General features: G+C 69.5%; 27 protein-coding genes. 11 read left to right on the top strand and 16 right to left on the bottom strand.

The annotated features are described in order from the left end of the window. Complete coding sequence (locus tag ACWGJB_RS00245) at positions 1–450, bottom strand: type II toxin-antitoxin system PemK/MazF family toxin (protein ID WP_351744070.1); 450 nt, start codon at positions 448–450, stop codon at positions 1–3. A gap of 19 nt (positions 451–469) precedes the next feature. Continuing rightward, positions 470–1270, bottom strand: a complete 801-nt coding sequence (locus ACWGJB_RS00240) for an alpha/beta fold hydrolase (RefSeq protein WP_453378050.1) — start codon at positions 1268–1270, stop codon at positions 470–472. A 62-nt stretch (positions 1271–1332) separates the two neighbouring features. On the opposite strand from ACWGJB_RS00240, the gene ACWGJB_RS00235 reads away from it, so the two are divergent. Beyond that, a complete protein-coding gene (locus ACWGJB_RS00235; RefSeq protein ID WP_453378049.1) occupies positions 1333–1746 on the top strand; it encodes a MarR family winged helix-turn-helix transcriptional regulator in 414 nt (137 codons plus the stop codon). Positions 1747–1848: 102 nt separating this feature from the next. Here ACWGJB_RS00235 and ACWGJB_RS00230 read toward each other — a convergent pair whose 3' ends face one another. The 3 genes from ACWGJB_RS00230 to ACWGJB_RS00220 all read right to left on the bottom strand — a co-directional run bounded on the left by ACWGJB_RS00230 (position 1849) and on the right by ACWGJB_RS00220 (position 5238). Beyond that, positions 1849–3339: a flotillin family protein gene (locus ACWGJB_RS00230; RefSeq protein ID WP_453378048.1), complete on the bottom strand. Its 1491-nt coding sequence runs from the start codon at positions 3337–3339 to the stop codon at positions 1849–1851. 133 nt (positions 3340–3472) lie between these two features. After that, positions 3473–3691: a hypothetical protein gene (locus tag ACWGJB_RS00225; RefSeq protein WP_453378047.1), complete on the bottom strand. Its 219-nt coding sequence runs from the start codon at positions 3689–3691 to the stop codon at positions 3473–3475. Between the two features lie 122 nt (positions 3692–3813). Beyond that, positions 3814–5238, bottom strand: coding sequence for an amidase (locus ACWGJB_RS00220; protein WP_453378046.1), 1425 nt, complete (start codon positions 5236–5238; stop codon positions 3814–3816). 225 nt (positions 5239–5463) lie between these two features. Between ACWGJB_RS00220 and ACWGJB_RS00215 the strand changes: the two genes are divergently transcribed. After that, positions 5464–6852 carry a glycoside hydrolase family 43 protein gene (locus tag ACWGJB_RS00215; RefSeq protein WP_453378045.1) on the top strand — a complete coding sequence of 463 codons (1389 nt, stop codon included), beginning with the start codon at positions 5464–5466 and terminating at the stop codon, positions 6850–6852. Between the two features lie 281 nt (positions 6853–7133). On the opposite strand, the gene ACWGJB_RS00210 is transcribed toward ACWGJB_RS00215, so the two are convergent. The 6 genes from ACWGJB_RS00210 to ACWGJB_RS00185 all read right to left on the bottom strand — a co-directional run bounded on the left by ACWGJB_RS00210 (position 7134) and on the right by ACWGJB_RS00185 (position 12303). Further along, positions 7134–7913 (bottom strand): polysaccharide deacetylase family protein, encoded by a 780-nt coding sequence (locus ACWGJB_RS00210; RefSeq protein ID WP_453378044.1) that lies wholly within the window; start codon positions 7911–7913, stop codon positions 7134–7136. A gap of 38 nt (positions 7914–7951) precedes the next feature. After that, positions 7952–9043: an acyltransferase family protein gene (locus ACWGJB_RS00205; RefSeq protein WP_453378043.1), complete on the bottom strand. Its 1092-nt coding sequence runs from the start codon at positions 9041–9043 to the stop codon at positions 7952–7954. A 63-nt stretch (positions 9044–9106) separates the two neighbouring features. Beyond that, positions 9107–9913, bottom strand: a complete 807-nt coding sequence (locus ACWGJB_RS00200) for a class I SAM-dependent methyltransferase (RefSeq protein ID WP_453378042.1) — start codon at positions 9911–9913, stop codon at positions 9107–9109. 94 nt (positions 9914–10007) lie between these two features. Next, positions 10008–10964 carry a transporter gene (locus ACWGJB_RS00195; protein WP_453378041.1) on the bottom strand — a complete coding sequence of 319 codons (957 nt, stop codon included), beginning with the start codon at positions 10962–10964 and terminating at the stop codon, positions 10008–10010. After that, on the bottom strand, positions 10961–11875 hold the full coding sequence (locus ACWGJB_RS00190) for an ATP-binding cassette domain-containing protein (protein ID WP_453378040.1): 915 nt from the start codon (positions 11873–11875) through the stop codon (positions 10961–10963). The genes ACWGJB_RS00195 and ACWGJB_RS00190 overlap by 4 nt, the downstream gene beginning before the upstream one ends. Beyond that, positions 11872–12303 carry a GntR family transcriptional regulator gene (locus tag ACWGJB_RS00185; protein ID WP_453378039.1) on the bottom strand — a complete coding sequence of 144 codons (432 nt, stop codon included), beginning with the start codon at positions 12301–12303 and terminating at the stop codon, positions 11872–11874. Before ACWGJB_RS00185 ends, ACWGJB_RS00190 begins: the two co-directional genes overlap by 4 nt. Positions 12304–12521: 218 nt before the next feature. Between ACWGJB_RS00185 and ACWGJB_RS00180 the strand changes: the two genes are divergently transcribed. Continuing rightward, positions 12522–13877, top strand: a complete 1356-nt coding sequence (locus tag ACWGJB_RS00180; RefSeq protein ID WP_453378564.1) for an NAD(P)/FAD-dependent oxidoreductase — start codon at positions 12522–12524, stop codon at positions 13875–13877. Between the two features lie 605 nt (positions 13878–14482). Beyond that, a complete protein-coding gene (locus ACWGJB_RS00175; RefSeq protein ID WP_453378038.1) occupies positions 14483–14836 on the top strand; it encodes a hypothetical protein in 354 nt (117 codons plus the stop codon). A gap of 123 nt (positions 14837–14959) precedes the next feature. On the opposite strand, the gene ACWGJB_RS00170 is transcribed toward ACWGJB_RS00175, so the two are convergent. Continuing rightward, positions 14960–15520 carry a hypothetical protein gene (locus ACWGJB_RS00170; RefSeq protein ID WP_453378037.1) on the bottom strand — a complete coding sequence of 187 codons (561 nt, stop codon included), beginning with the start codon at positions 15518–15520 and terminating at the stop codon, positions 14960–14962. Between the two features lie 1222 nt (positions 15521–16742). Between ACWGJB_RS00170 and ACWGJB_RS00165 the strand changes: the two genes are divergently transcribed. After that, positions 16743–17678, top strand: a complete 936-nt coding sequence (locus ACWGJB_RS00165) for an RNA polymerase sigma-70 factor (RefSeq protein WP_453378036.1) — start codon at positions 16743–16745, stop codon at positions 17676–17678. Positions 17679–18112: 434 nt separating this feature from the next. Here ACWGJB_RS00165 and ACWGJB_RS00160 read toward each other — a convergent pair whose 3' ends face one another. Next, positions 18113–18463 carry a hypothetical protein gene (locus tag ACWGJB_RS00160; protein ID WP_453378035.1) on the bottom strand — a complete coding sequence of 117 codons (351 nt, stop codon included), beginning with the start codon at positions 18461–18463 and terminating at the stop codon, positions 18113–18115. A 199-nt stretch (positions 18464–18662) separates the two neighbouring features. On the opposite strand from ACWGJB_RS00160, the gene ACWGJB_RS00155 reads away from it, so the two are divergent. From ACWGJB_RS00155 to ACWGJB_RS00130, 6 genes are all read left to right on the top strand, one after another. Beyond that, entirely contained in the window at positions 18663–18977 is a 315-nt protein-coding gene (locus ACWGJB_RS00155) for a PAS domain S-box protein (protein ID WP_453378034.1), read from the top strand. Positions 18978–19085: 108 nt separating this feature from the next. Further along, positions 19086–19718: a PAS domain-containing protein gene (locus tag ACWGJB_RS00150; protein WP_453378563.1), complete on the top strand. Its 633-nt coding sequence runs from the start codon at positions 19086–19088 to the stop codon at positions 19716–19718. After that, a complete protein-coding gene (locus tag ACWGJB_RS00145) occupies positions 19664–20110 on the top strand; it encodes a GAF domain-containing protein (protein ID WP_453378033.1) in 447 nt (148 codons plus the stop codon). Before ACWGJB_RS00150 ends, ACWGJB_RS00145 begins: the two co-directional genes overlap by 55 nt. Next, a complete protein-coding gene (locus ACWGJB_RS00140) occupies positions 20088–20936 on the top strand; it encodes a PP2C family protein-serine/threonine phosphatase (protein ID WP_453378032.1) in 849 nt (282 codons plus the stop codon). The genes ACWGJB_RS00145 and ACWGJB_RS00140 overlap by 23 nt, the downstream gene beginning before the upstream one ends. Further along, positions 20933–21088 carry a hypothetical protein gene (locus tag ACWGJB_RS00135; protein WP_453378031.1) on the top strand — a complete coding sequence of 52 codons (156 nt, stop codon included), beginning with the start codon at positions 20933–20935 and terminating at the stop codon, positions 21086–21088. Before ACWGJB_RS00140 ends, ACWGJB_RS00135 begins: the two co-directional genes overlap by 4 nt. A 184-nt stretch (positions 21089–21272) precedes the next feature. Next, entirely contained in the window at positions 21273–24125 is a 2853-nt protein-coding gene (locus ACWGJB_RS00130) for a helix-turn-helix transcriptional regulator (RefSeq protein ID WP_453378030.1), read from the top strand. 68 nt (positions 24126–24193) lie between these two features. Here the strand turns inward: ACWGJB_RS00130 and ACWGJB_RS00125 are convergent, their stop codons facing one another. The 3 genes from ACWGJB_RS00125 to ACWGJB_RS00115 all read right to left on the bottom strand — a co-directional run bounded on the left by ACWGJB_RS00125 (position 24194) and on the right by ACWGJB_RS00115 (position 26606). Continuing rightward, positions 24194–25399 (bottom strand): acyl-CoA dehydrogenase family protein, encoded by a 1206-nt coding sequence (locus ACWGJB_RS00125; RefSeq protein ID WP_453378029.1) that lies wholly within the window; start codon positions 25397–25399, stop codon positions 24194–24196. Positions 25400–25600: 201 nt separating this feature from the next. After that, on the bottom strand, positions 25601–26224 hold the full coding sequence (locus tag ACWGJB_RS00120) for a DUF5134 domain-containing protein (RefSeq protein ID WP_453378028.1): 624 nt from the start codon (positions 26222–26224) through the stop codon (positions 25601–25603). 70 nt (positions 26225–26294) lie between these two features. Next, positions 26295–26606: a hypothetical protein gene (locus tag ACWGJB_RS00115; RefSeq protein ID WP_453378027.1), complete on the bottom strand. Its 312-nt coding sequence runs from the start codon at positions 26604–26606 to the stop codon at positions 26295–26297. Positions 26607–26724 lie beyond the last annotated feature (118 nt).

The raw sequence follows: 26724 nt of genomic DNA, 5'->3' as shown, positions 1-26724 counted from the left end.
TCACTTCCAGCCGTAGCGCTCGTGCAGCCGGTTGCGTACGAGGTTGAAGCGGCCCCGGTCCAGCGCGCACGCCTCCCGGCGCATGCCGTCCTCGTGCAGCCGCAGCACGCGGTCCACGTCGACCCAGGAGTCGCGTCCCGACCGGTCCCAGGGGCCGCTGCCGATCGCCACCCACTCGCGGTCGTTGTCGTGCCGCTTGCTCGACAGCTGTACGGCGAGCAGCGTGCCGGCCGCCTCCCGGGCGACGACCAGCACCGGCCGGTCCTTGCCCCGCCCGTCGTTCTCCTCGAAGGGCACCCAGGTCCACACGATCTCGCCGGGATCGGGGTCGCCGTCGTGGGCGGGGGAGTATTCGGTGCGCACCCTGCCGACCTCGTGCGGGTCGGCCTCGGTGGTCGCGGTGGGGCCGTAACGGCCGGGGATGTTCTCGTCGTCGGTAAGCGCAGTCACGAGGGCACCCTAAGGGGCCTCAGCCTGCGAGAACAGGCGGGGTACCGGTACGGCGCAGCTCGGCCTCGATCAACTCGGCGGTGACGTCGGCGCGTTCGATGTGCGGAAGGTGACCCGCTCCGGGGATCGGCTCGAACCGGCCCTGCGGGAAGGCCTTCGCGTAGGCGGCTCCGTAGGCGGAGGTGACGACACGGTCGCTCTCGCCCCAGATCACCAGGACCGGCTGCGGCACCCGCCCCAGCCGGGGCAGCAGTTTCGGACTGGTCATCCGGCCGCCGTCGGTGAGCAGCCGCATGGTCGCCATGTTGGCCTGGCGGCGGGCGAGTTCGGCGGCGGGAAGGGTGGCCGGGTCGACGTAGAAGCGGTCCGGGTCGTGCCAGGAGTGCTCGGCCTGGGCGCGCGGGTCCAGCGCGAAGAAGTCGGTGACGGTTTCGCCCTCGATGTCCGCGCCGACCGCGTTGACCAGAACCAGACCGGTGATCAGCCCCGCCGTGTCGCGTATCGCCATCTCGGCGGCGAGTTGGCCGCCCAGTGAGGAGCCGACCACCAGGACGTCGCTCAACTCGCTGTCCTGGAGCAGGTGCAGATAGGCGACGGCGAGGTCGTCGATGCTCGTGAACCAGTCGGGGCGGGGGGTTCCGTCCCAGCCGGGGTGGACCGGGGTGAGGACACGGACGGACTCGGCGAGGCGGGCGGCGAGACCGGCGACGGTGGCGGGGCCGCCACCTCCGTGCAGGACGAGGACGGGGCGGCCGGAACCGGCCTCCGTGAGGGAGATGGGCAGGTCGGGATACACCTGGGCGGTGCGGTTCGTCGTCATGCCGAGGACTCTAACTAAACATCTTTATATAAACAAGCTTAGTCATGAGTTAGACTTGGCCCATGCACGATGACCTGCAAGTTCTCGGAAGAGCGGTGAAACAGGCCCAGTACCGGCAGCACCGGGCGATGGACAGTGCGCTCTCGGCCGTCGGTACCACCCTCGCGCAGTGGGACGCGCTGCGCGCCATCGACCGGTCGCCGGGCGCCTCGGCGCGCGAGCTGGCCGCGACCACGTTCCAGAGCGAGCAGGCCTTCGGCACGCTGGTGGGCCGGCTGGTCGCGCAGGGCCTGGTGGAACGGCGGCCGGGCCACGGGCGTCGCATCCAGCACCATCTGACCCCGGACGGCGAGCGGACGCTGGCGGCCGGGCACGGGGTGGCCGGCGAGGTGCTCGCCGGATGCTTCGCCGGGCTGACGGCGGCGGAGCGGAGCACCCTGCTGGAGCTGTTGCGGCGGCTCAACGAGCAGGAGTGAGCAGGGAGATGCCCCCGGACCGGCCGGGGGCATCCCTGTCTTTCGTTCGTGGCTGCGCGTCCGTCGCCAGCTCTCGGCTACGTGCCTGTCCTGCGCTCTCGGCTACTCGCCGTCCTGCTCCACCGGCACCTTCTGCGTCTTCGGGGCCGTGACCCCGTTGAGGAGGGGCGACGTCTCGTTCGAGGCATGCCCGTTCTGGTCCATCGACGCCAGCAGCTGGCGGGCCAGCCCCAGTCCGGTACCGCCCATCGTGAGCGCCTTGGCGAACATCTCGCCCATGCCGTCGGCACCGTTCAGCAGCACCATGTTGTCGACGTTGCCGAACGCCGAAGCGCCGGCCTTGACGATCTCCGGCCAGTTCTCGGCGAGTTGCTGGGCGACGACCGCCTCCTGGTTCTCGGCCAGGGCGGCGGCACGGGCCTTGATGGCCTCCGCCTCCGCGAGACCCTTGGCCTTGGCCGCTTCGGCCTCCGCCAGCCCCCTGGCCTGTGCGGCGGCCGCCTCGGCCTCACCGGTGGCGCGGGTCGCGGCGGCACTCGCCGTACCCCGGGCCTTGGTGGCCTCGGCCTCGGCGCCCGCGGCCGCCTTGACCCGGGTCGCCTCGGCCGCAGCCGCCAGCTCCGTCTCCTTCGCCTTGGCCTGGGCCGCCGAGATACGCGCGTCACGCTCGGCCTCGGCCAGCGTGCGCTTCTCGTAGGCCTTGGCGTCGGCCGGCTTGCGGACGTCCGCCTGGAGCTGCTGCTCGCGCCGGTGCGCCTCCAGCTCGGCGACCCGCGTCTCCTGGACGACGACCTCCTGCCGGGCAGCCGCGTCGGCGAGCGGACCGGCCTGGCGGGACTGGGCCGCCGCCTTGTCGCGCTCGGCCTGGTAGCCGGCCTGGAGGATCTCGCTGTCCCGGGTGGCCTCCGCCATCCGGGCGAACGACGCCTGCTCCGCCTCGGTGGCCAGACGATTCGCCTCCGCCTGCGCGATCCGCGCGTCCCGCTGGACGGCTGCCGCGTGCGGCATCGCCAGGTTCTTGATGTACCCGGTCGGGTCCTCGATCTCATGGATCTGCAGGGAGTCGACGATGAGCCCCAGCTTCTCCATCTCCGTGCCACAGGCGGCCCGGGTCTGCCCGGTGAGCTTCTCGCGGTCGCGGATCATGTCCTCGACCGTCAACCCGCCCACGATGGACCGCAGATGACCGGCGAACACGTTGTGCACCCGCTCGGACATCAGCTTCTGCTGGTCCAGGAACCGGCGGCCCGCGTTGGCGATCGACACGAAGTCGTCGCCCACCTTGAAGATGACCACGCCCCGCACCTTCAGCGGAATGCCCTGCTGGGTCACGCAGTCCACCGACAACTCGGTCTCGTTCAGGTCCAGCGAGAGCTTGCGCACCGCCTGCACGCCCGGCAGCACCAGCGTGCCGCGCCCCGTGACGATGCGGAATCCCATACCTGCTTCAAGACCCTCGGTCCGATGGTTCGAACCGGAGATGATGAGCGCCTCGTTGGGCTCGGCGACCCGCCACATCATCTTGAACACACCGATCAACACGAGAACGGCGAGAACCGCCACCCCCGCAACGACGCCGACAACCATCGGCATACGCCCCCTTTTGATGGTGCCCTTACGGCACCGAACGAAGGGAGTGTGCGCCCGCGCGGGCGCGCGGTGAAGACGCTGGCGGATCCTTGTTGCAGTCTTGACGCATACGCCCCTCACCTGGGGCTACGCGCGCTCAACTGTCGTATGCCGGCGTGACGTAGACCGTCCGTGGCGGCAGGTGCTCGACCACCATCACCACCGTGCCCCGCTCGATCCGGGTGCCGCCGTCGGCGGCGTAGGCGAGGAAGTGCTCGGCGCCTCCGCGCACCCGGACGATCACCTCGCCGACGAGCCCGGGCCCGACCGTTCCGGTGACCCGCCCCATGAGCCCGACCATCGACGCATCGTCCATGGTCAGAGGGTACGGGCAGGTCAAGCCATCGGAAAGCGGCCGGCGATGAGCGGTGAGCGGGGGGCCGTCGGGTGCGGGCCGTCAGGCGCGGGGGGTGGGCGCGGGTCGGCAGTCGCGGGTCGTCATGCGGCCGGCGAGTCCGTGACCACGGCCCGGGTCGGCCGGCGTTCGTGCCAGCGCAGTTCGGCCTCCAGCTGGGCGGCGACCGACACGAGCAGCGGCTCGCTGTCGGCCGGGCCGAGCAACTGCGCGCCCACCGGGAGCCCGTCGCGCACGAATCCGGCGGGCACATTGACGCCCGGCCACCCCAGCACGTTCCACGGCCAGGCGTAGGGGCAGGCGGCGATCATCGCCCGGTCGGTGGCGAACTGGCCCAGCCCCAGCATCGCGCCGACGCGGGGCGGGGGAGCGGCGGTGGTCGGCGCGAGGATCGCGTCGTACGAGGCGAAGAAGCCGCCGATCCGGTGCCGCAGGGCGGTCTCCGCGCGCCGGGCGGCCCGCAGCGGGGCCCCGCCGAGCAGCCGGCCCAGGCGGGCCGCCTCCAGGGTGCGCCGGTCGAGCAGATCCGGCTGTGGTGTCTCGCGGACGCGCTCGGCGATCCCTACCGTGGCGCGTGGCACGAAGGTGAGCCCGATCTGGCCGTAGGGCGGGTCGGCCTCCTCGACGGTGTGGCCCAACATGGCCAGCTTTTCGGCGAGTTCGAGGACCCGGGCGCGTACGTCCGGCTGGAGGCGGGCGGGCAGCGCGGTGAACGGCGGCTTCAAGGAGAGCGCGATACGCAGCCGCCCGGGGTCGCGCCCGACCGCGTCGGAGACCGTCAACTCCCGTGGGCGGTGCGGGTCCTGGGGGTGGTTGCCGCTCGCCGCGTCCAACAGCAGGGCGGCGTCGGCGACCGTGCGGGCCAGGGTGCCGTTGACGGTGATGCCCTGGAAGGACTCGCCGCGCGGCCAGGTGGAGATACGGCCGCGCTGGGGTTTGATACCGACGAGGTTGGTCCAGGAGGCCGGTATCCGCACGGATCCGGCGCCGTCCGAGCCGAGCGCGGCCGGGACGAGCCCCGCCGCGACGGCGGCCGCCGACCCGCCCGAGGATCCACCGGGGGTGTGCTGCGGCTGCCAGGGATTACGGGTGGCGCCGAAGGCCGGCCCCTCGGTGAACGGCCACTGGCCCAGCTCACAGGTGTTGGTCTTGCCGATGATCACCGCTCCGGCCGCGCGCAGCCGTCGTACCGCCTCGCCGTCCTCCGTCGCCGGCGGGAAGTCGCCCCGGCAGCCGAAGGCGGTCGGCTCGCCGGCCACGTCCGTGTCGTCCTTCACCGCGACCGGCACCCCGAGCAGCGGACGGCGCACCCCCTCGGCCAACTCCCGGTCGGCGCCGTCGGCTTCGGCGAGCGCGGCGGACGTCCGGACGATCCGGAAGGCGTTGAGGGAGCCCTGGGTGGCCCCGATCCGGGCAAGGCACTCCTCGACTAGCTGACGAGACGTCAACTCACCTGCGGCCAGGGCGCGTACGGCCTCGGAAAGGCCCGGTGAACGGTCGTACGGCATGGGAACCCACCTCCGGAAGCGTCATGCTTACCGGAGAGTAACGTCGAGTCGGGCCGCGCAGTACAGATTTCGCACAGCCGGCGCCCAGTCGTGCCCCAGTCCCGTTCAAGCCATTGACGTGAACCTGCTGCCCCTCCTACTTTCTGCTCGCGTTCTCGAACCGCGTTCGAGATGTCGGGCGTAGGGGCGTGCCCGCGTCCGCGCCAAGCCCAGGGAGAGCCGCCCGTGACCACACGTCCCCCCACCCCGTCCCGCCGCACGTTGCTCCGCGCGCTGACCGCCCTGCCCGCGTCGGCCCTGGTCCTGGGTGAACTGCCCGGACTGCTCGGCACCGCCGAAGCCGCCGCACCCGCGAGCGGCTACGCCACCCGCTACACGATCGTCCCCTTCCTCAACAGCGACGACGGCACGGTGAACGTCTACCAGTCCGACGACGCGGCGGACTTCCGCCTGCTGCAGTCCTCGGCCTACACCCCGCCGAGCAACCGCATCCGCGACGCGAGTGTCTTCAGGCACACGGACGGCTACTACTACCTCACCTACACCACCCACACCTGGCAGGACGTCAGCACCACGATCGGCTTCGCCCGCAGCTCAGACCGGGTCAACTGGACGTTCCTGTACGACTACACGGTCCCGATCACCGACCTGTCCCGCGCCTGGGCGCCGGAGTGGTTCGTGGACAGCGACGGCAGCGTCAACGTCATCGTGTCCTGCTCGACGGCGGACAACGAGTGGATCTTCACGCCGTACGTCCTGACGGCCACCAACTCGGCCCTCACGGCCTGGACCTCGCCCGTCGCCCTGTCCGGCATCGGCTCGAACCACATCGACACGTACATCGTGAAGGTGGGCTCCACCTACCACGCGTTCACGAAGAACGAGACGGCGAAGTACATCGAGTACGGCACGGCCGCCAGTCTCAAGGGCCCCTACACGATCTCCAGGACCGGCGACTGGGCGGGCTGGGGCAGCTACCGGGAGGGTCCGTCGGTGATCCAGCTCGACAACGGCGGCTGGCGGATCTTCTTCGACGGCTACGGCGACGGCACCTACTACTACAGCGACAGCTACGACACGTTCGCGACCTGGAGCACGCCCACCGCCCTGCCCACGCTCTCCGGCACGGCCCGGCACTTCACGGTGATCAAGGAGACGGTGCCGGGCGGCACTTCGGTGACGAGGAACACGACCTGCTCGTTCCAGTCGGTCAACTACCCGACTCGGTACTGGGAGGAGCAGTCCGTCCTTCTCAACCTCCCGGTCGTGACCGGCTCCAGCACCACCGCCGACAAACAGGCGGCCACCTTCACGGTCGTCGCGGGCCTGGCCGACTCCAACGGCTACTCGTTCCGTGACACGGCGGGCAACTATCTGCGCCACTACGATTTCCGAGGCCGGTTCGACGCCGACGACGGCACGTCGACGTTCGCGAAGGACGCCACGTTCATCGTCCGCACGGGCACGACCAGCGGCTCGGTCCGCTTCGAGTCGTACAACTACCCCGGCTACTACCTGCGCCACTACAACTACCAACTCCGCGTGTCCCTCGCGGACGGCACGGATCTGTTCCGCCAGGACAGTTCGTTCGTCCCGGTGACGTCCTGGGCCTGACCGGCACTGCTGTTGAGCCGGGCAGATGTTCCGGTGGCCGTCGGGAGTTCCGGCGACGGGCCGGGTGACCGGTCGGGAAGGGCCCGGCGAGTGCCAGATCGCTCGCCGGGCCCTCGATGCCGACGCGCCGGTCGTTCACCCACGGTGCCTTCACCCGACCACGCCGGCCGGTATCCGCCGTGCGCTCTCCCGGACGATCTGATCCGGCAGCGCACGGCCGCTTGGCGTGGTGCGGCCTCGTTGACTTTCACGGATGCGTGCGGGCTCGCCGATGAGGTGGCTCAGGGCCGGTAGACCATCCCTGGCTGCGGCTTGGCGGGGGCGAGCAGTTGCGACACGGTGACGATGGTGTAGCCGCGCTGCTTGAGTGCTTTGAGGATCCCCGGGACGGCGGGCACGGTCCCCTTGTGCAGGTCGTGCAGCAGGATGATGCCGTCGCGGTGGGTCTGGTCGAGCACCCGCTGGGTGATCAGGGCCGAGTCGGTCGTCTCGTAGTCCTTGGCCGTGACGCTCCACAGCACCTGTGCCAGGCCCAACTCCTTGCAGACCTTGGCCACTTTGCGGTTGGTGCGGCCCTGCGGCGGGCGCATCAGGACGGGCTTGGTGCCGGTGATCCTCTCGATGGCGTCCTGCGTCCGGGTCAGTTCCTGACGCGCGTCGTCCTCGTCGAGGTCGGTCAACCGCTCGTGGTTCCAGGTGTGATTGCCGATTTCGTGCCCCTCGTCCGCGATACGGCGCAGGATGTCGGGGTACTTCGAGATGTGACCCCTGCCCTGCACGAAGAACGTGGCGTGCAGACCCTGCTGCTTGAGGATGTCCAGGAGCCTGGGGGTCGTCGGGCTGGGACCGCCGTCGAAGCTGAGGGCCACGCACTTCACCTTGCGGCAGTCGGTGTTTCCGGTGACCGATCCCGATGCCTTGGCTCGGGCGGCGCGCGGCGAGGTGTGATCGTAGGTCGTGACCGTCAGGGCCAGAGTCACGGCGACGGCCAGGACGGCGGCCGCCGCTGCCGCGACGGCGATGAGTATGCGTGACCGTCTTGTACGTGTGCTGAAGAGCATGCGAGTCCATTCTTCTGTGGGGTTGCGGGGTTCCGGTGTCACTGAGTGCGGGTGAGGGCGGGCCGCGCGGCGAGGTCCCGCGGCCGCATGTCGAGCGTCAGGCGATGCCTCAGACGGCGTCCGAGTCGACGCTCCACCAGGGTGTGGACCAACAGGGACAGCCCCAGCACGCAGATGACGGACAGCGTCATCGAGGGCAGTGGCCCCAGCCTGGGGAATGCCTGGATCAAGCCCTTGGCCAGGGGGATTCCGAGGCTCTGGTGGAGGAGGTAGAAGGGGTAGGTGAGCGCCCCGGCGGTGACCGGCCAACGCCATCGCAGTCCGGCGAGCGGGCCGATTCCGGCGAGGGCCAGCAGTCCGAGGCAGAGGGTGAGTACGACCGCGCACACGGCCCAGGAGGGCCGGCCCTCGCCAGGGGGTACGGCGGCGTGGTCGGCCACCCGTAGTTCGAGCACGGTGAGCTGGTAGCACCAGGCGAGACCGAGCAGCAGCCAGAGCAGGAGGTTCTGTCCGAACCTGTGCATGAGGTAGAGCACGATCCCGGCGACGAAGAGGCCGGTGTACCGAGTCAGTGCGAATTCGTCGAGCAGGGGTGAGTGGAGTTCAAGGGCGACGACACCGGCGAGGAGCCAGGCTCCGCAGAAGGCCACCACCCGCTGGTAGGACAGGCCGAAGACGAGCAGCGCGGCCATCAGCAGGTAGAAGCGTGCCTCGACCCAGAGGGTCCAGCTGACTCCGTCGACCGGATCGAGCCCCAGCGGTCCCGGGGCCATCGTCAGGTTCCCCAGGACGGTACGGGGGTCGATGCGCGTCGCTGCGGGCCGATGGCCCAGGCGCGAGACCAGGACGAGCAGGACGACCAGGAGTACCGCGCACCAGTAGGCCGGGAAGAGCCGTGAGATTCGGGAGACGGTGAACTGTGCGGGAGTCCGTCCCCAGCAGCTCATGCAGATCACGAATCCGCTGATGAGGAAGAAGAACTCGACGCCGAGCCAGCCGTAGCGGCTGATCTCGTGCAGGAGCGGGGCGGAATCCCGGAGCTCGGCCCGGCCCCAGAAGTGCGGGGTGGGCGTGCCGAGGAAGTGGTACGCGGCCACCATCACCGCTGCCACCAGACGAAGCCCGTCCATCGCGGTCAGGCGCGACTGGTCGTTGTGAGGTTCGGGGGACGGCACGTCGGAACCGGGGCCGTGTCAGCAGGCGTCGGGGCGGGGCGAGCGGCTGACGCGTATCTTGGACTGGCCGTGCGGGCGCTGCTCCCAGTCGTCCATGAACCGTGCGTGCAGGCCGTGCCGCTGTGCCAGGGCCACGAGGGTCTCGGTGCGGTAGTAGAAGTCTTCGCGCAGCACCTGGTGTTCGGTGCCCTCGGTGCGGTCGAAGGTGAAGTCGAAGAACCCGGTTTCGGTCAGCACGCGGCCGACGTGGGCGAGGCACTCGTCGATGACTTCCAGCGGCGAGTGGGAGAACACGCTGTGCGCGTGGACGACGTCGAAGTGGTCGCCGGGCAGGAAGTCCAGGGTGAGGTCGCCGGAGATGGTCAGATGCGGAACTTTGTCCTGGAGGCGGCGCTCGACGAGGGTCTTCTTGGCGGCCATCAGGATGTCGGGCGAGATGTCGATGCCGTAGTAGTTGCCGGTGTCGAGGTGGTCGATGAAGCGCCAGCCGCCGCGCAGGTTGCCGCAGCCGATGTCCAGCATGCGGTGTCCGGGGCGCAGTCCGTGTTCGACGAGGTAGTCGAACTGCATCTGCCCGAGCGCCAGCCAGCGGTCGTGGGTCCGGCTGCCGACCGCGGCCTCCGGGTTGCGGTGGGTGTCCGAGGCCATCACGGCCCGGTAGTAGCCGACGTGGTCGGGGTGCTTGAGACGCAGCCACGCGTCCCGGCCGGCCCGGCGGAGGTACGGGACGACGCGGCCGGGGTGGCGCAGGGCGTAACCGGTCTTGTGGGTGAGGGCGGCGCGGTTGTGGCGCAGTTTCTTCGGCGACTTGGCGTCGGCGGGCATGGCGAAGCGACCTCCGTACAGAGAGAAAGGGGGAATCCGGGGGAGGGGTGAGAGGTGAGGAGTGAGGAGTGAGGGAGACGGTACGGCGACCGCGTCAGACGCGGCGGCGCAGGAGCAGCACGGTGACGACCGTGAGCAGGACGGCCAGGCCGCCGAGGACCGCGGTGTCGGTCCACTGGAAGGTCCAGTAGTCACCGGCCGGGTTGGCCTCGTAGAAGCGGGCCACGTACCCGTGTGCCGTCATGCACTCCTTGAGCTGGGTACCTGACGGGAAGGGGCAGTTGAACACGGAGTCGTGACGGCCGGAGGCAGTGATCAGGCCGTAGTCGCCGGTCGACCACTTGTCGCCCATCGGCGCTTTGGGGGTGCTGCCGGCGCTGACGTAGGTGCGCGGCGGGACCAGCAGCCGGGCCCAGTGGGTCCCCTCCAGCAGGAGTGTCACCATCCCCGTCACCAGCAGGGTCAGGCCCATTGCTGCCAGGACCCGGCGGGCCAGCAGGCCCAGCAGGGTGCCGGCTGCCAGGCCGAACAGGGCGGCCGCGACGACGCGGGGGCCCGAGCCGCTCAGGACCGTGTTGTCGTACCAGAACAGGCCGTAGCTGCGGTCGGCGGCCGGTCGCCACCACCATGCGAACACTCCCGCGAGCAGGCCGGAGAGGACGGTCGTGGTCGACGCGGCCAGGGCGAACCGGGAGGCGAACCACTGACCGCGGCTCAGACCCTGGGCGAGGACCAGGCGGTGTGTGCCCAGTTCGCGGTCGCGGCCCAGCAACGGGGCACCCCAGAAGACGCCGATGACGACGGGCAGGGCGATGTTCAGCGCCCCGAGGTACTTCAGCGGCTCGACGTCCAGCAGGAGTGGCAGGCCGCTGTCGGACCGTGTGCAGTACAGCGGGCCGGTGGCGCAGTGGTCGAACAGCCCGCTGCGCAGGGCGTCCACCATGCCCGAGCGGTAGTACGCGGCGATCGCCGCGGTGAGGACCAGGGCGGCCGCGCCGATGCCGGCCGGCACGCGCTGCTGGCGCCAGGCGAGCCAGAGGGAGCCTTTCATGCCGCCGCCTCCGTCCGCCCGCCCGCGGCGGGATGCCCCGGCTCCGTCCCGGCCTGGAGATAGCCGATCAAGATGTCCTCCAGCCTGGGCCGTGCCACATGCCAGTCACCGCGCAGTGGCCCGCGTTGCCGTATCAGGGCGGTCAGCTGTCTGCCGGCGGTACGGCGCTGTACGACGGTGTGCTGTCCTGCCAGGGCGTCGGCCCGGTCGGCGGGTCCGGTCAGTACGGCGTGACTCTCGCGCAGTGCCTCGGCGTCCTCGCTCAGCTCGGCGCGGCCGTCGCGCAGCACCAGCACCCAGTCGCAGGTCTCCTCCAGTTCGGGCAGGACGTGCGAGGACAGCACGATGTTCGTGCCGCGCTCGGCGGCCTCGGCCATGAGCTCCGCCATGATCTCGCCTCGTGCCACGGGGTCGAGGTCGGCCAACGGCTCGTCGAGCAGCAGGAGTTCGGGCCTCTTGCCCAGGGCCAGGGCGAGCGCGACGCGGGTGCGCCGGCCGGGGGACAGTTCGCCGACGCGGGCGTGGAGCGGGATGCCGCCCCCGTGGACGATCCGCTCCGCGGCCGTCCGGTCCCACGAGGAGTTCAGCTTCTCGCCCATCAGCAGGGTGTCCGCCACGGTGAAACGGGGATAGAGCGGCTTGTCCTGGGTGAGCAGGGCGACCCGGGCGCGGGCCTCGGCCGTGCCGGGCTCGGCGCCCAGCACCCGCAGCTCCCCGGAGCCGGCTCGCAGAAGGCCGCCGGCCAGGTGCAGCAGGGTGCTCTTGCCGGCGCCGTTGCGTCCGACGAGGGCGGCGATACGACCGCCGGGCACGGTGAACTCGCAGTCCCGCAGGGCCCAGCCGCCCCGCTTCCGGTACCGGAATCCGAGTCCCGTGGCGCGCAGTGCGGCCGGCGCGTCAGGCCCGGTCATACGTCCTCCTTCTTCCGTTCCCGGTCGCCCGGGGTGTGGCTGTCGTGTTCGTTGTCGTAGGCGTCCAGAACCGCTGTGACCATGGCGAGGACGTCGGCCCGTTCCAGGCCTTCGGCCCGGGCGCGTGCCACCCAGTCGGTGACCTCCCGGCGCAGCGGCGAGTCGTCCTCCGCGCCGGGCCGGGCGAGTGATCGCGTCACGAAGGTCCCGAGACCGCGGCGCAGTTCGACCAGGCCGGCCTGCTCCATGTCGCGGTAGGCGCGGAGCACGGTGTTGGGGTTGATGGCGGTCGCCGCCACCACCTCCTTGGCCGTGGGCAGCTTGTCCCCGACCTTGAGGAAGCCCATCCGGAGCGCTCGTTCGGTCTGCTCGACGATCTGCACATAGGCCGGTACGCCGCTGCCACGGTCGATCCGGTAGTCGATCACGTCGCCTTCCTCGGTTCCACCATGCTTGTACTAATGAATTAATGGAAGCATGGTGGATGTCCGGCGGCGCTGTCAAACGTCTGTGAGCGCGCAGGCACGAAGGGGGCACCGCTGCTGGGCGAAGCCGGACCAGGGCGCTTACATACGCCCAGCAAGTTGTGTCACACCGTCTGGCCCTGCCTTGTCTAAGAGGTGTCGAACAACAAACAGAGGGCCTGATGCGTGAAATTCTGATTGTCGGTGGCGGCTATGCGGGCTTCTACGCTGCATGGGGCCTTGAGAAGAGGCTCAGCACAGCAGAGGCGCGGGTCACGGTTGTCGACCCCCGTCCTTACATGACATACCAACCGTTTCTGCCGGAGGTCACGGCCGGATCGGTCGAGGCTCGGCACGCCGCCGTGTCGCTGCGACGGCACCTGCACCGCGCCCGGCTGATCGCAGGGACCGTGACCGCGATCCGCCATGCCGACCGGACGATCACGGTACGGCCTGCCGAGGGAGCCGACTACGAACTGCGTTACGACACCCTCGTCGTCACCGCCGGCGCCGTGACCCGCACCTTCCCCATCCCGGGGCTTGCCCAGCACGCGATCGGTCTGAAGCACGTCGAAGAGGCGGTGGCCATCCGCGACCGGCTGATGACCGCGTTCGACCAGGCGGCGTCCTTGCCTCCCGGCGCCGAGCGGCGGAGGCTGCTGACCGTGACGTTCGTGGGTGGCGGGTTCTCCGGGGTCGAGGGCTTCGGGGAACTGCTGTCGCTCGCGACGGCGATGCTGAAGTCGTATCCCGAGCTGAGCAGCGACGAGCTGTCCTTCCACCTGGTCGAGGCCCGGGGCCGCATTCTGCCCGAGGTGGGGGACAAGCCGGGCGCCTGGGTGGTGCGCTCTCTGGAACGCCGTGGTGCGCAGGTTCACCTCAACACACAGATCCGCTCCCTCGCCGACGGCCATGTGGTGCTTTCCGACGGGGCGGAGTTCGATTCCGCGTTGGTCGTATGGACCGCCGGCAATGCCTCCAATCCGGTCGTGCACAACCACTCGGATCTCCCGATCGACGAACGAGGTCTGCTCGTGGTCCGTCCCGATCTACGCGTGGGCACCGACAGCGAACTCGTTGCGGATGCATGGGCGGCCGGGGACGACGCGGCCGTTCCCGACCTGGCTTCAACGGTGCCCGGGGCTCACACGGTGCCGAACGCCCAGCACGCCGTACGGCAGGGCAGACGCCTCGCGAAGAACATCGTGGCCGACCTGCGCGGGGGAGGCATCAAGAACTACCGCCACAACAGTTTGGGGGTGGTGGCCACGCTGGGGCTGGGGCGGGGCATCTTCCAGTACAAGAGGATCGTCATCAAGGGGCTTCCAGCCTGGCTGATGCACCGGGGCTATCACGTCCTGGCCGTGCCCTCATGGGAACGTAAGATCCGCGTCCTCACGGTCTGGCTCACGGCTGCGGTCTTCGGCCGAGACCTCGTCTCCCTCGCCTCCGTGCAGCATCCACGGAACGCGTTCGTCACGAGCGGTGATCCGCAGCGCCCTGGCGAGAGCCCGACGAGTGGCCGCACGGCCGCATGAACACGCGGGAAGGCGGAGCGGCTGCCGGCCCCGCCAAGCAGATGTGAGGGAGCGTCGGGACGGGCGGAGAACCAGCCATTCGACAGGGCCACGGCGCTCGGCGGCAGCGGCCCGCCGGAGGGGTGGTGAGCGGGGCATACCCCTCGGCAGGAGACGGGAGCACGCTGGAAACTGCTCCTCGGCCGGAGTGACGCCCCTGTCGGACGGCGGCCTCGGCAACTGAGCCTGGGCTTGTGGCGCGGCAGGTGTTTCCGACCGATCGGACAACCGGGACGCCACGCGTGCTGCACCGTGGGCTTCCTCTTTGCCGGCGGCCGCAGGGTGCCTGTCACAGGTGGATGAGCTGCTCGGTCCATCTGTTGTGAAGGCTGCACCACAACGGTGTGATGGACAGTGTTCTTCTCTCACAGCCGGCCGATGCCGCCTCCGAAGACGAGGTCGCCTGGGCCGCACGCGTCGGCATCCAGCCGGTCGCGGGACCCGACCGATTCCGCCCGGACACGTTCACCGCTGACCGCAGCACCTGCTTCGGGCCTTGCCTTCGTCCACCTACCAAGCGCTGAGGGCGTTTCTGTCCTCCCGCAACCGGGCTCACCGCCTCTCCTGTGGAGCACACCATGAACACGAGTAAGGAGGCCGCGCGCGGCCTGACCGACATCGAGACCTTCCTGTACCGGCATGCTCATCTGGAAGCGGCGCGGCAGCGCGTGGCGGTTTTCACCACGCGGGTGGCGGGGCTGAACCAGGAGCAGAAGGCGGATATCGAGAGCTGGTACCTCAAGGAACAGAGGTACGTCGCACGCATGGTCACGGAACACATCGCAGCGAGCATCGGCGAGGTGCAGCAGCAGCACCGTGTCCGCTTCACACGATGGCTACGAGGAACGCTCACCGCGATGATCCTGATCACCGTGGCCATGGCCTTGTGCTCCGCCGTGCTCCTGGGATCGTTGAGCTGAACTGCCGGGCACGGCTCAGCGTTTCGTCGTCGATGCGTGGCCTTGGCGAACTCGGCGGACCTGACCCCCTTGTTCGTCTCCGGCTCACGGCGTTCGACGACGTCGCGGACACATCACCGTGGTCTAGGCACGATGGGCGCGGTAGAGACCTCGCCCGGTCCGCTGGACACGAGAGGCGCCGACAAGGCGATCGAGTGTGCTGCGAACCCCGTTGATGCTTGCGCTGTCGGAGTCGCGGCCCAGAGCGGCGGCCACATCACGGGCCCGTACGTCGACGTCGTCGGTCGCGGCGAAGTACTCCATGATCTGCTCGGTGAGCCGGCCGTATTTCTTCTGCCCGTCCGTGTCGTCCCCGGCCGGAGCAGGACGGTCCGCGTCCTCGCTCCTGCTCGGCGGCTTCTGCGCCCGAGGCGCAGGTGTCCTCGCGATGTCCGCGGACTCGGTGGCGGCAAGCTGGGCCTGCGGGACGACGGGCTTCGGAACCTGGGTCTGCTCCGCGGCAGCCGGGGCGCGCATCAAGGACTCGAAGGCGCTGAGGGCCCGTTGCACCGAGCCGAGATGTGCCACGACCGCCGCAAGTTCCCGTTCCAGCGCCTGCTTCTGGATCTGCAGGCGGGCCAAATCCTCTTGGAGGCCCTCGGCGGTGACCTCGATGTCGTGCGTCGAGTGGGATACGGAGACCATGCGTTCCTCTCATCCTGTACCCCTCCGGCCACGTCTCGACTCGGTTGTGTGCCGCTCGGCCCGGACGCGGAAATGGGTACCCCGCCAACATGATATGCACCGTTCCATAGGGGCACCGTGACGTCTGACCGGGTTGCATCGTGCTCTGTGGAAGATCTGCCGCGATTGCAGTCGTGCGATGCCGCGTTCGACGGGGTGCGCATAGCGAGCGTCGATGGTGGTGATGGTGTGTTTGCGCGCTTGAGCGGCTGCCGGTCGGTGGTTGCGTCGAATCACTAGTTCATGCGATGTGCCTCAGGAGTGCCCTGAGCCATTCTGGCTGTTCAGGCCTGTCCGGACGCGGTGTCCCTCGTGTGGTCGTCGCCTGGGTGAGGAGCGTCCCGGTGCGCCTGTCGCTCACGGTGTGTTGGGCTCCGTGTCACATCTTTCGCCCCCCGCCGGTCAATGGTTCGACAGGTCAGGCGGATGAGGAAGGCGGGCGGTCTTGGACGTCTATGAGGCGGTCGTGAGCCGAGGGGCGGTGCCCGGACCGTCGGTCGGCCGTGGCACGCCTACCTGCCGGCCGGCAGGTCGTCGGCCGAGAGCAAGAAGCGCTTCGGCGCCCCTGTCGCTGTGGGTTCGAGGACGCCACTGTCACATTTCCTGAGGGCTGGGCTGCGAAATCCACCCGTCCCAGCGCGGGTGCGATGGTCAGGCGTTGGCCGTGCCGGAGGCCATGTCGGGCACAGACCGCATGCCGACACCCTGAGGCAGGTCCTGCCGCTCGGCCGGCCGGCCGAATCACTCGATTGTGCGATGCGTCCAGCTGCCGCTACGACCCAGTCTGGCCTGGTTGGCGAAGATTGTATTCATTCCCTGAAGAGAAGTGCAGCTGCTGCTCGGAGTCCTGATGTGAGCCAAGGGGCGGCCCGCGAGACCACGATGTCTCTGCCTGACCGCCACTGTTCCGACAACAGCCTGCGGCATTCCTGTGCGCCGGTTCGGTCGGAGGAACGGGGCTGATTCGGATCTCTGGTTCAGCTGCGATTGGACCAGTCGTGACTTTTAGTGGCCACATTTCCCGCACCACCCGAACAAGCCACGCGGAGCCAGATGCCAGGCGCGACGCCGGCCGTGAGGAACGCGTCGCAGGACGGCTTGTCGAAGCCACCTGCTTGCGCGCGGTGGCGATGTGATCCCGCCACGCGACAGCCGTATCCGGAGAAACGAGGACCACAGGATCATGTATCTCAAGTCGTCCCCTGCGACGAGCGACCTTGACGAGGCTGTTTCTGCCTTTGTGCAGCACCGTGCGCGCCTCTTCGGGATCGCCTACCGTGTGCTCGGCAGTGTGGTCGAGGCCGAGGACGTGGTCCAGGAGGTGTGGCTGCGCTGGCAGAAGACCGACCGCTCCGTGGTGGTGAGCCCGGTGGCCTTCCTGTCGAGCGCGACGACCCGTTTGGCCATCAACGTGGCGCAGTCGGCGCGGGTGCGCCGGGAGACCTACATCGGGCCGTGGTTGCCTGAGCCCGTCGACACCAGTTCGGATCCGGAGGTGGGCGCGGAGCGGGCGGAGGCCCTGGAGTTGGCCCTGTTGCTGGTACTGGAGAAGCTCAGTCCCACGGAGCGGGCCGCGTACGTCCTGCGCGAGGCGTTCGACTACTCCTATCCGGAGATTGCCGAGATCCTGCAGCTCAGCGTCGTCAACATCCGCCAGATCGTGAGCCGTTCGCGCAAGCGGCTGTCGGGCGAGCCGCGGGTGAGTGTGGACGCGGTGGAGCATCGACGCCTGCTGGATGCCTTCGTCTCAGCGGCTCGCACCGGAGATGTGGCCTCGTTGGAAGCCGTCCTCGCCCCTGACATCGTCAGCCTGTCCGACGGCAACGGTCTCCGAGGTGCCGCCCGTGTGCCTGTGGTGGGCCGTGCGCGTGTGGCCAACCTGGCGACCGCCACTCCGCGGTTCTGGCGGGACACGGACCTGCGGCTGGTCCAGGCCAATGGCCGTACGGGCGTGATGATGTACCGCGACGGTTCTCCCACCGCGATCCTGACGGTCGCTGCTTCGAGGGCCGGCATACACAAGGTGATGTGGGTGTTCAACCCGAGCAAGATCGCCGCGTTTCTGGGCTCCCGCGCCCGCTGTGCAGCGGTTTTCGGTCCTGCGTCGGCTGATGGGTGAGCCGCGCTCCCCGGATTCCTCAACGGGGCTCCGGCCGCTCGGAATTCACCGCCATTGCCATGACCGGAGGCCAGGTCCGGCGCGCCACGGAGGCGTTCCGATCGCGCCTCCGCCGACGGGTCGGGAGTCTCCAAGGGCGTCGGCAGGGACGGCGCCACCACGAGGGGAGGCAGGCGGTCGGTCGGCGCACTGTCTGAGCACGCATGCTCCGTCGCGGTCCCGCGCCCGCAGCGTGTGTGTCGGGGCGGTGCGTCCGACAGGCGTTGCCGGTCCTGGCAGTGCATTGCGTCACTGCCCGGCTCCCGGAACGGCTCGCCGGTCTTGATCACGCATCCCGGGTGACCGCACCGTCAGTCGATCAGGACGGTCCATTCCGACACCACCCCGCCCCGTCGGCGGCCCTCACCAACCGGGCGCCGCATCGCGGGCCGCGGTCATAGGCTGCGGCCGTCGCCGCTCCAGCCCGACCGGGACGGGGCGGCCGGGGGACCCATCGGCTGCTGCACACGTCTGTGGCACAGAAGCAGCAGCGTGCTCCATGCCTGGGTGCCGGTGACGATCGGTGCCGCGGCCGCCGCGCAGTGGTACGGAAGTGCGGTCGCCGTGCGCGGACAGCGCCGGGCGAGCTCCTCGGGGTTGCTCAGCCGGACCAGCCGTCGTCGGCGCAGCGCCTCCGCCTCCGGAACAGGACTGGACAGCGCCATTCGGAACCAGGGCGTCAGACAGTCCGCCGGCAGCCCTGTGGTCGCCTCCAACCGCAGCGCGTGCCCCTTGGAAGCCGGCAAGAACACCGCACCCTCTGAGCCCGCCGGCGCGGCAGTACCCCTTGTCACAGTTCACAGCGCCATCCGGTCAATGGGCTGAAAAGGGACAAGTAGGGGCGCAATTCGGCTCATGTCCGGGTCCGGAACTGACAACGGTGACGAAGCACGGCGTGCCGCAGATGTCTGCCCCGCCGCCACCTATCCGAGGACGACGAATTCGGTGATCAGCACTGACAAAGTGACACCCGGTAAGCAGCCGGACATCCGCGAGCCCTCGGAGTCGGCGACTGCGATGCTCGACGAGCAGGGGACGGTCGTCGGATGGACGCGGGCCGCCGAGCGGCTGGTCGGGTACTCCGCCGGCGACGTCGTGGGCCGGTCGGCCTCAGCCGTACTGCCGTACCCCGAAGAAGCGCCGGCGACGGCGGAGTTCGTCGAGCAGTGCCGCGCTCAGCACGGCTGGTCGGGTACGACGACGGTGCGGCACAGAGATGGCCACGGGCTCGACGTGAGCCTGCGGGTCTCGATGCTGTGAGGGCAGGGCGAAACGGTCCGGTGGCTGGTGTCCGTGACCGACATCGGCGAGGCCTCCGGGGAAGCGACGAACCGACTGGTGCGGGAGTCCCTGCTCGCCCGCGTCCCGATGGGCATCGTCGTGGGGGACCCGCAACTGCGCTGCACCTGGGTGAACGACACGATGGAGAGTCACGACGGCATTTCCCGCGACCGACGGCTCGGACGTCGATTCACCGATGTGCGACCGGGCGCAGGGACCGAAGCACTCGAGTCAGCGATGCGACAGGCTGTCCGGAGCGGGCCCACCAAGGTGCACGACTACCGGACGCGGCTGCCGTCGAGCCCGCATCGGGAGCACACGTTCGCGGCTTCGATCTTCTGCCTCCAGGACGCCGACGGCCTGGTGCTGGGTGTGTGCGTCATCAGCGTCGACGTCACCGAGAGCCGGCGGGCGCGCGATCGCCTGGCCATCCTCAGCGAGGGCAGTACCCGCCTCGGCAGCAGCCTGGACGTGATGCGGACCAGCCAGGACCGGCCGACCTGGCCGTGCCTCTGCTCGCCGACTACGTCGCGGTCGACCTCGAGCAGTCGGTCCCCGGCGGAGAAGGGCCCCCGGTCCACGTCGGGTTCAAGGGCGAGCGCCTCCCTGTCTTCAGGCGCGCCGGTCTGGCCTCGGTTCGTCATGGGGTCCCGGAGTCCCCGTGGGTGCACGGTGAGGTGGTCCCCTGGCCGCCCGCCTCGCCCTTCACCGATGTCCTGAGCTCCGGCAGGCCCCACCTCGAGCCGGTCCTGGACACCGCTCCGGGTACATGGATCGACCATGACCCCGCGCGGGCGCGGAAGGTCCACGAGAACGGCATGCACTCCCTGATGGTCATTCCCATCCGGGCGCGGCGTGTCCTGCTGGGCATGGTGCTCTTCATCCGCACCGTGGACCCGGGGCCGTTCCAGGAGGTCGATGTGCTCCTGGCCGAGGAACTCGTCAGCCGCGCTGCGCTGGCGTTGGACAACGCGCGCCAGTACGCCCGCGAGCACACCGCTGCCCTCGCCCTCCAACGGAACCTGCTTCCGCACCGTTTGAAGGGCGGCGCGGCGGTCGAGATTGGCGTCTCGTTACCTCCCCGCCGACATGGATCACGGCGTCGGGGGTGACTGGTTCGATGTGATCCCGCTGTCCGGCGCGCGGGTGGCACTCGTCGTCGGCGATGTGGTGGGACACGGGATCAACGCCGCCGCGACCATGGGCCGGCTCCGCACCGCCGTGCGCACGCTCGCCGACATGGAGCTGCCCCCCGACGAACCGCTGACCCACCTCGACGACACGGTCCAGCGGCTGGCCGAGGAGGATGCCGATGCCCCGGAGCAGTACCTCCCGGCTGTGGGTGCCACCTGCCTGTACGCGGTCTACGACCCGGTCACCCGCCGGTGCACCATGGCGCGGGCCGGGCACCCCCCGCCCGCGATCGTCGACCCGCAGGGGCGGGTTGCCTTCCCCGACCTGCCCACCGGAACCCCACTGGGCATCGGGCTGGGAGTCCCGTTCGAGGCCGTGGAGCTGGAACTGCCCGAGGGAAGTCTCCTCGGCCTGTGCACCGACGGCCTGATCGAGACCCGCGACCACGACATCGACGTGGGCATGCACCGCCTGGGCATCGCTCTGGCACAACCGAGCCGCTCTTTGGAAGAACTCTGCAGCCGCGCGATGGAGACCTTCCCGGGGCAGGCGCCCTCCGACGACCCCACACTGCTCCTCGTCCGGACCCGCACGCTCAGCCCCGCCCAGGTGGCCTCCTGGACCCTGCCCAGCGACCAGACGGCTGCCCGCAGTGCCCGGCGCATGGCAGCCCGTCAGCTGTCCGAATGGGGCCTGGGCGGTCTTGAGGACGGCACGCGGCTGATCGTCAGTGAACTGGTCACCAACGCCGTCCGCCACGGGAGCGGCGCGGTGAGACGTTCTGGGAGCCGGGCGGTGACGTGATCCACTACCAGAACGGCAACGCCTCGTCGGACGCGCCGGCCAAGTACATCGTGTTCATGATGTGCGCGCCGGGTCAGCCGATGCTCACCCTGGTCGAGGAGCAGGAGTTGACGCGGCGGGCCCATCTGCGCGCCCCGCGCCCCACCGACTGACCTGCCGGCTCACGCCGGCCGGTTCCGAACGGAGCCCGTCGACTCCGTGGTCCGAGTTCGTTCCCCGCACCTTGCGGCCGTCGGTCGGTGGACGGCGAGCAACCCGCAGTCACCCAGGTGCAGGCGCCGATCACACAGGGGGACCGGCGTTGAGGGCACATATGGCCTGATGCATGCTTGCCCCATGCGCAGCACAGACCCCACGGGCGACCTGGACCCCGGGCGCGGTGACCAGGCCGGGACCGGGCTGAGCCTGAGGGGACGGGACCGTGAGATCGCGGCTGTCCGCGAAGCTCTGGCGGCAGTGCGTGGCGGACGGGGCGCCTGCGTCGTCGTGGAAGGCGTGCCCGGCGTCGGCAAGAGCCGGCTGCTCGCGGAGCTGGACGAGCGGGCGCGGCGGTGCGGGTTCGATGTGGTCTCCGTACGGGCCGACGAGTTCGAGCAGTACGCCGCGGGAGCCGCCCTGCAGTCCGCCCTGCGGGCCTCCGACGGTTCCGCCCGCGCCGCCGCAGCCGTGAACGACCAGCGGCTCTGGCTGCTGGACAGCATCGCGGACGCTCTGGAGGAGCGGGCTCAGCGCGCGCCGGTGCTCGTGCTCGTGGACGACACGCAATGGGCAGATCCGGCCACGCTCTTCGCGCTGCGCACGCTGCCCGGACGACTGGCCGCCTCGCGGATCCTGTGGGTGCTGGCGATACGGTCGGAGACCGAGCGGCCGACCGTGGCCAGGGTGCGGGAGGACCTCGAACGCCTCGGAGCCCGATGGCTGACCCTCGGCCCTCTGCCACAGCAGGAACTGGAGAACATCGCGGCCGACGCGCTCGGGGCGAAGCCCTCACCCGGTCTGGCCAGGATGTTGCGAGGCGTCGCGGGCAATCCGTTCCTGGCGATCGAACTGGTGCGCTCTTTTCCTGACACGGATGCCGTCAAAGCAGAGGCGGGCGCGGCCGGCCGCCTGTACCGCGACATCCCCGTGGGCTTCCGGCAGAGTGTCGCCGCACGTCTGGAGCAGCTTCCGGAAGACGCCGTACGCCTGCTCCAGATCGGCTCCGTCCTCGGCCGCGAATTCGACTTCGGCACGGCCGCCCGCATGCTCGGCAGGCAGGCCGGCAGCCTGTTGGCAGGCGTGGAGGCCGCCCTGAACGGCGGTCTGCTCTCGGCGGACGGCCCGCGACTCGCCTTCCGCCACGACCTCCTGAGGCAGGCCGTCCACGAGAACCTGCCGCCGGCCGTACGGACGGCTCTGCACCGGGAGGCCGCCGAGAGTCTGCGCGCCACCGGGGCACGGTCGGCGGAGGTGGCCTGGCATGTCGTCATGGCGGGCGGCCCGGTCGACGACGACGCCGTGACCAGGCTGCACACCGCCGTACGGGAACTGTCGTCGACGGCACCCGACGCGGCCGCGGACCTCGCTCAGCGGGTCGCCGGCCTGCTGCCCCGGCGCGACCGGCGTCGTGTCGGTCTGCTGACCGACGCCGCCGAGTACCTCGGCCGGACCCGTAGGGTCCACGAGGCGCTCGACCTGGTCGACGCTGCCCTGTCGGGCGGTCTGGAGCCGCCGCAGGAGGCGAACCTGCGCCTGGTAGCCGCCGAAATACACCAGGCCGCGGGCGATGACGCCGCCGCCATGACCCACCTGCAGCGGGCTCTGGACCTCCCCGCGCTGCCGTCCGACCTGCGTGTCCTGCTGCTCAAGACGCAGGCGACGGGCCACGTGTACCTCGGAAACATCACCGCTGCCGAGCGGACGGACACCGGCCTGGTCGCGGCTTCCTACCGGAGCCACGATCCGGCCGTCGTCGTCAGCGTCATGGTGTTCCAGTCGCAGACGTTCTTCTACCGTGGGCGCTTGGCCCGAGCTCTGGAGCTTGCCGAGGCGGCCACCGCACGCGCCTGCACCGAGCCCACTGTGCCCTACCTGCGGCCCCCGAGAATTCCGGCGCTGTGGCTGGCCACGGTACTGACCACCACCGACCGGCTCGCGGACACCGAGAGGGTTCTGCGTGAGGGACAGCACGAAGCGGAGGCGCTGGGCCTCGGCTGGTCACTTCCCCACTGGCACGCTCGCCGTGCCTGCGCCCTGTTCGAACAGGGCGCGCTGGACGACGCGGCCGTGGAGGCCGAGGCCAGTCTGGCGGTGGCGGACGAACTCGAGATCACCCAGCCGAATCCGCAGGCCCGCTCCGTGCTGGCACTGGTGGAGATCAGGCGCGGTGACCTTGCCAAGGCGAGGGGCCATCTCCGCGCCGCCGAAGCCGGCTCCGGCACGAACGCGCAGCGATACGGCCTGTGGGTGTCTCTCGCCCGCGCCTGCGTGGCGGACGCGGAGGGCCGGGACGAGGCAGCGGCAACGGCACTCACGGGCAGCTTCGAGGACAGTGAGCCGACGCGGCTGCTCGCCCTTCCGCCGTCCCACTGGCCTGGAATCGTGCGTATCGCCATGCGCGGCGTGCAGCCGTCGGTCGCGCAGGCCGTGTCCGGCGCACTGCGCACCCTGACCGCCCGGGACGACAGCCAGGAGATCATCGCGGCCGTCCGCGCCCATGTGGACGGCCTGCTCCACAGCGACCCCGGTGCACTCACGTCCGCCATCACCAGGTACCGGAGCACCGGCAGGCGACTGGCTCTGGCCGCGGCATGCGAGGACCTCGGCGAGCTCCTGGCCACCTCAGTCGATACGGCGCAGGCGATCCCGTACTTCGAAGAAGCGGGTCAGCTGGCGTCGGCCTCGGGAGCCCTGCGCGATCACGAACGGATCATGCGGCGTCTTCGGCAGCTCGGCGTGCGCGCGGGCGCCCCGCGGCAGGACACGATCAGGTCCCAGGGGTGGGCGAGTCTGACCGAATCCGAGCGGAAACTCATCCCGCTCGTCGTGGACGGCCTCACCAACCGGGCGATCGCCGACCGACTCTACGTGTCCGTGCACACCGTCAACACCCACATGAGACACATCTTCACCAAGCTCGGCATCAACACCCGCGTCGAACTGACCCGGCTGGCCGTCGAACGGGGCGATGTCGCCGACGGAGCCGAGTGAGCGGTTCCCAGGCCTGGGAGGTGCGGCGCCTGCAACGCCGAAGGCCAAGCCGATGAGGATGCGCCGACTCACACGAAGGCGCTCTGCCCGGTGATGGACTTGCCGACGATGAGGGTTTGCATCTGGCGGGTGCCCTCGTAGGAGTAGAGAGCTTCGGCGTCGGCGAAGAAGCGTGCGACGTCGTAGTCGAGGACGATGCCGTTGCCACCGAAGATCTCGCGGCTGAACGCGACGACCTCCCGCATCCGGGACGTGGTGAATTCCTTGGCCAGCGCCGAGTGGTCATCGCGGAAGATGCCCTGGTCCTGCAGCCGGGCGAGCTGTACCAGCATGCCCCAGGAGGCGGTGATGTCGCCCAGGCTCTTCACCAGCAGGTCCTGAACCATCTGGAACCTGGCGATCGGACGCCCGAACTGCTGACGCTCCTTGGCGTAGGCGAGAGCGAGCTCATAGGCACCGATCATGACCCCCAGGGCCTGCCAGGCGACACCGCTGCGCGTGAAGCGCAGGATCTCCGCGACGTCTCTGAAGGAGTTGATGTTCTGGAGGCGGTTCGCCTCCGGCACCCGTACGTCGGTCAGGGCGATCTCGGCGTTCTGTACGATCCGCAGCGCGATCTTGCCCTCGATCTTCACCGGCACGAAGCCGGGGGTGCCCTTCTCGACGACGAAGCCCTTGACCTGGTTGTCGTCCACGTCCCGCGCCCACACCACCACCTGGTCGGCGAAGGTCGCGTTGCCGATCCACCTCTTCGCGCCGTTGAGGACCCAGGTGTCGCCCTTGAGCTTGGCGGTGGTGCGCATGCCACCGGAGACGTCGGAGCCACCCAGCGGCTCGGTCATGGCGAAAGCGCCGATCTTCTCCATCGAGGCCATGGCGGGCAGCCACCTCTCCCGCTGCTCCTGGTCGCCGCCGGTGTAGATGGAGTAGAAGCTGAGTCCATTGTGGACGCCGAAGAAGGTGGCGACCGAGGCGTCGACACGACTCATCTCCATCGCGAGCATGCCGCCGAGCAGATGGCCGGCGGCGGGCAGGTGCTCACCGTAACCCTCGTAGGACAGGGCGGTCAGCCCGCTCCCGCGGAACTTCTCGATCAGCTCCATGGGGAACTCGCCCTTGTCCCAGTACCCGTTGACCATCGGCTTTACTTCGTCACGCAGGAAGGCGCGGGCTTTGCGCAGTATCTTGCGTTCGTCGTCCGGGAGGAGCGCCTCGTAGCGGTAGAAGTCGGCGCCCAGCAGGTCGTCCGGCGATGCCGGGGGAGCGGTGGTCATGTCATTCTCCTTTGGTGTCGGGCATGGGGCTGTCCCAAGAGGGCTGCGGGATGTGCGCCGGCGTTCTCTGCCAGGCCGTCTTCGCGTAAGGGCACGGAGCAACGGCCTTCTTGGGAAGCGAGACGACGACGGGAAGCCGGTGCCCGTTCCACCAGTCGACCGACGGGCCACTCCGGTTGTGACAGGGGTTCCGGCGAGGAGTCAGTGGGGCATCAGAAGCATGACCGCCGTTCCCATGGCTGTCGCTCCGTCCCAGAAGCGGTCGCAAACGCTCTTGAGGCTGGTCGAGTTGTCGGCCGTTCCGGTGGTTGCGCGCAGTGTGGGCATGTCACGGGTCAGCGAGCGAAGAGAACATGTGAGGAGGTACAGTGCCAACACTCCTGTGACGATGTTGTCGGCCTTCGACTCACCCAAGAAGTGGCCGAGATGCATGGCCTGGTGTGCTGCCGGAACGCCCTCGGCCATGGTCTGGTGCGAATGGCCCGTCGCGCGGTACGACATCCAGGTCATCGCCGCCATGCCGACCGCGTAGGGCAGTCTCTTGGCGGTGGCCGACAGTTGTCGCTCCTGGCCACACTTGACGGCGGTCAGCGGGAACCACAGTGCGGCGGTGGCGAAGAAGACCGACTGCGGCAGCTCCGGCAGGGTGCCGCCCCAGCTCCACGGCATCACTGCCATGGCCAGGGCCATGGCGGCGTGCAGCAGATGGTCGACGCGGCTGCGGTAAAAACGAGTCCGTGTCAGGACGCCCTGTCGGAGCGCGCGGACAGCGGCCGCCGCGAACAGGGCGGTCAGCAGGTAGTGGACAACTTCAGCGGCACTCATGCCGAATCGCACCCTCCCACGGAGCGGTCAGGATCCGTGTCGGAACTGCATGGTGTGAGTGGGTGGTTGGTCAGTCGGTGGGGCACGGGACGCGCAGCCGGGCCCGTTCGGCCAGTTCCTTCTCACTGACCGGTTCGAGCATGGGTTCGCCCTCCGGCTCGAAGCGGACCGCTCCCTCGGTGACGTAGCCGAGGGCAGGTCCCGAGTGGCGGTGCGGCGTCGTTCCCGGGTCTCCGGGCTCCCACCCGACATGAACGGTCATCGCCGACGCACCCTCGGGAATGGCGATCGGTGCGGCGTCCTGGAGCATCGTCGCCGCCGTCTGCCACCCTTCCGACGGGGAGTGCTCACCCTGACCGTGCGCTGCATCCCTGTCCGACATCGTGTTGTACCTCCGTCGATCCACTGCGTCTTGAACCAGACATACCTCGTGACCGGAATATCTCCGGACAGACATGCCCTTGGTCGGTCGTGTGTACCCACGCCCGGGTCCCTGCACG

The organism is Streptomyces sp. NPDC054813 (assembly GCF_053611365.1).
This window is presented reverse-complemented; position numbering and strand designations above follow the sequence as displayed.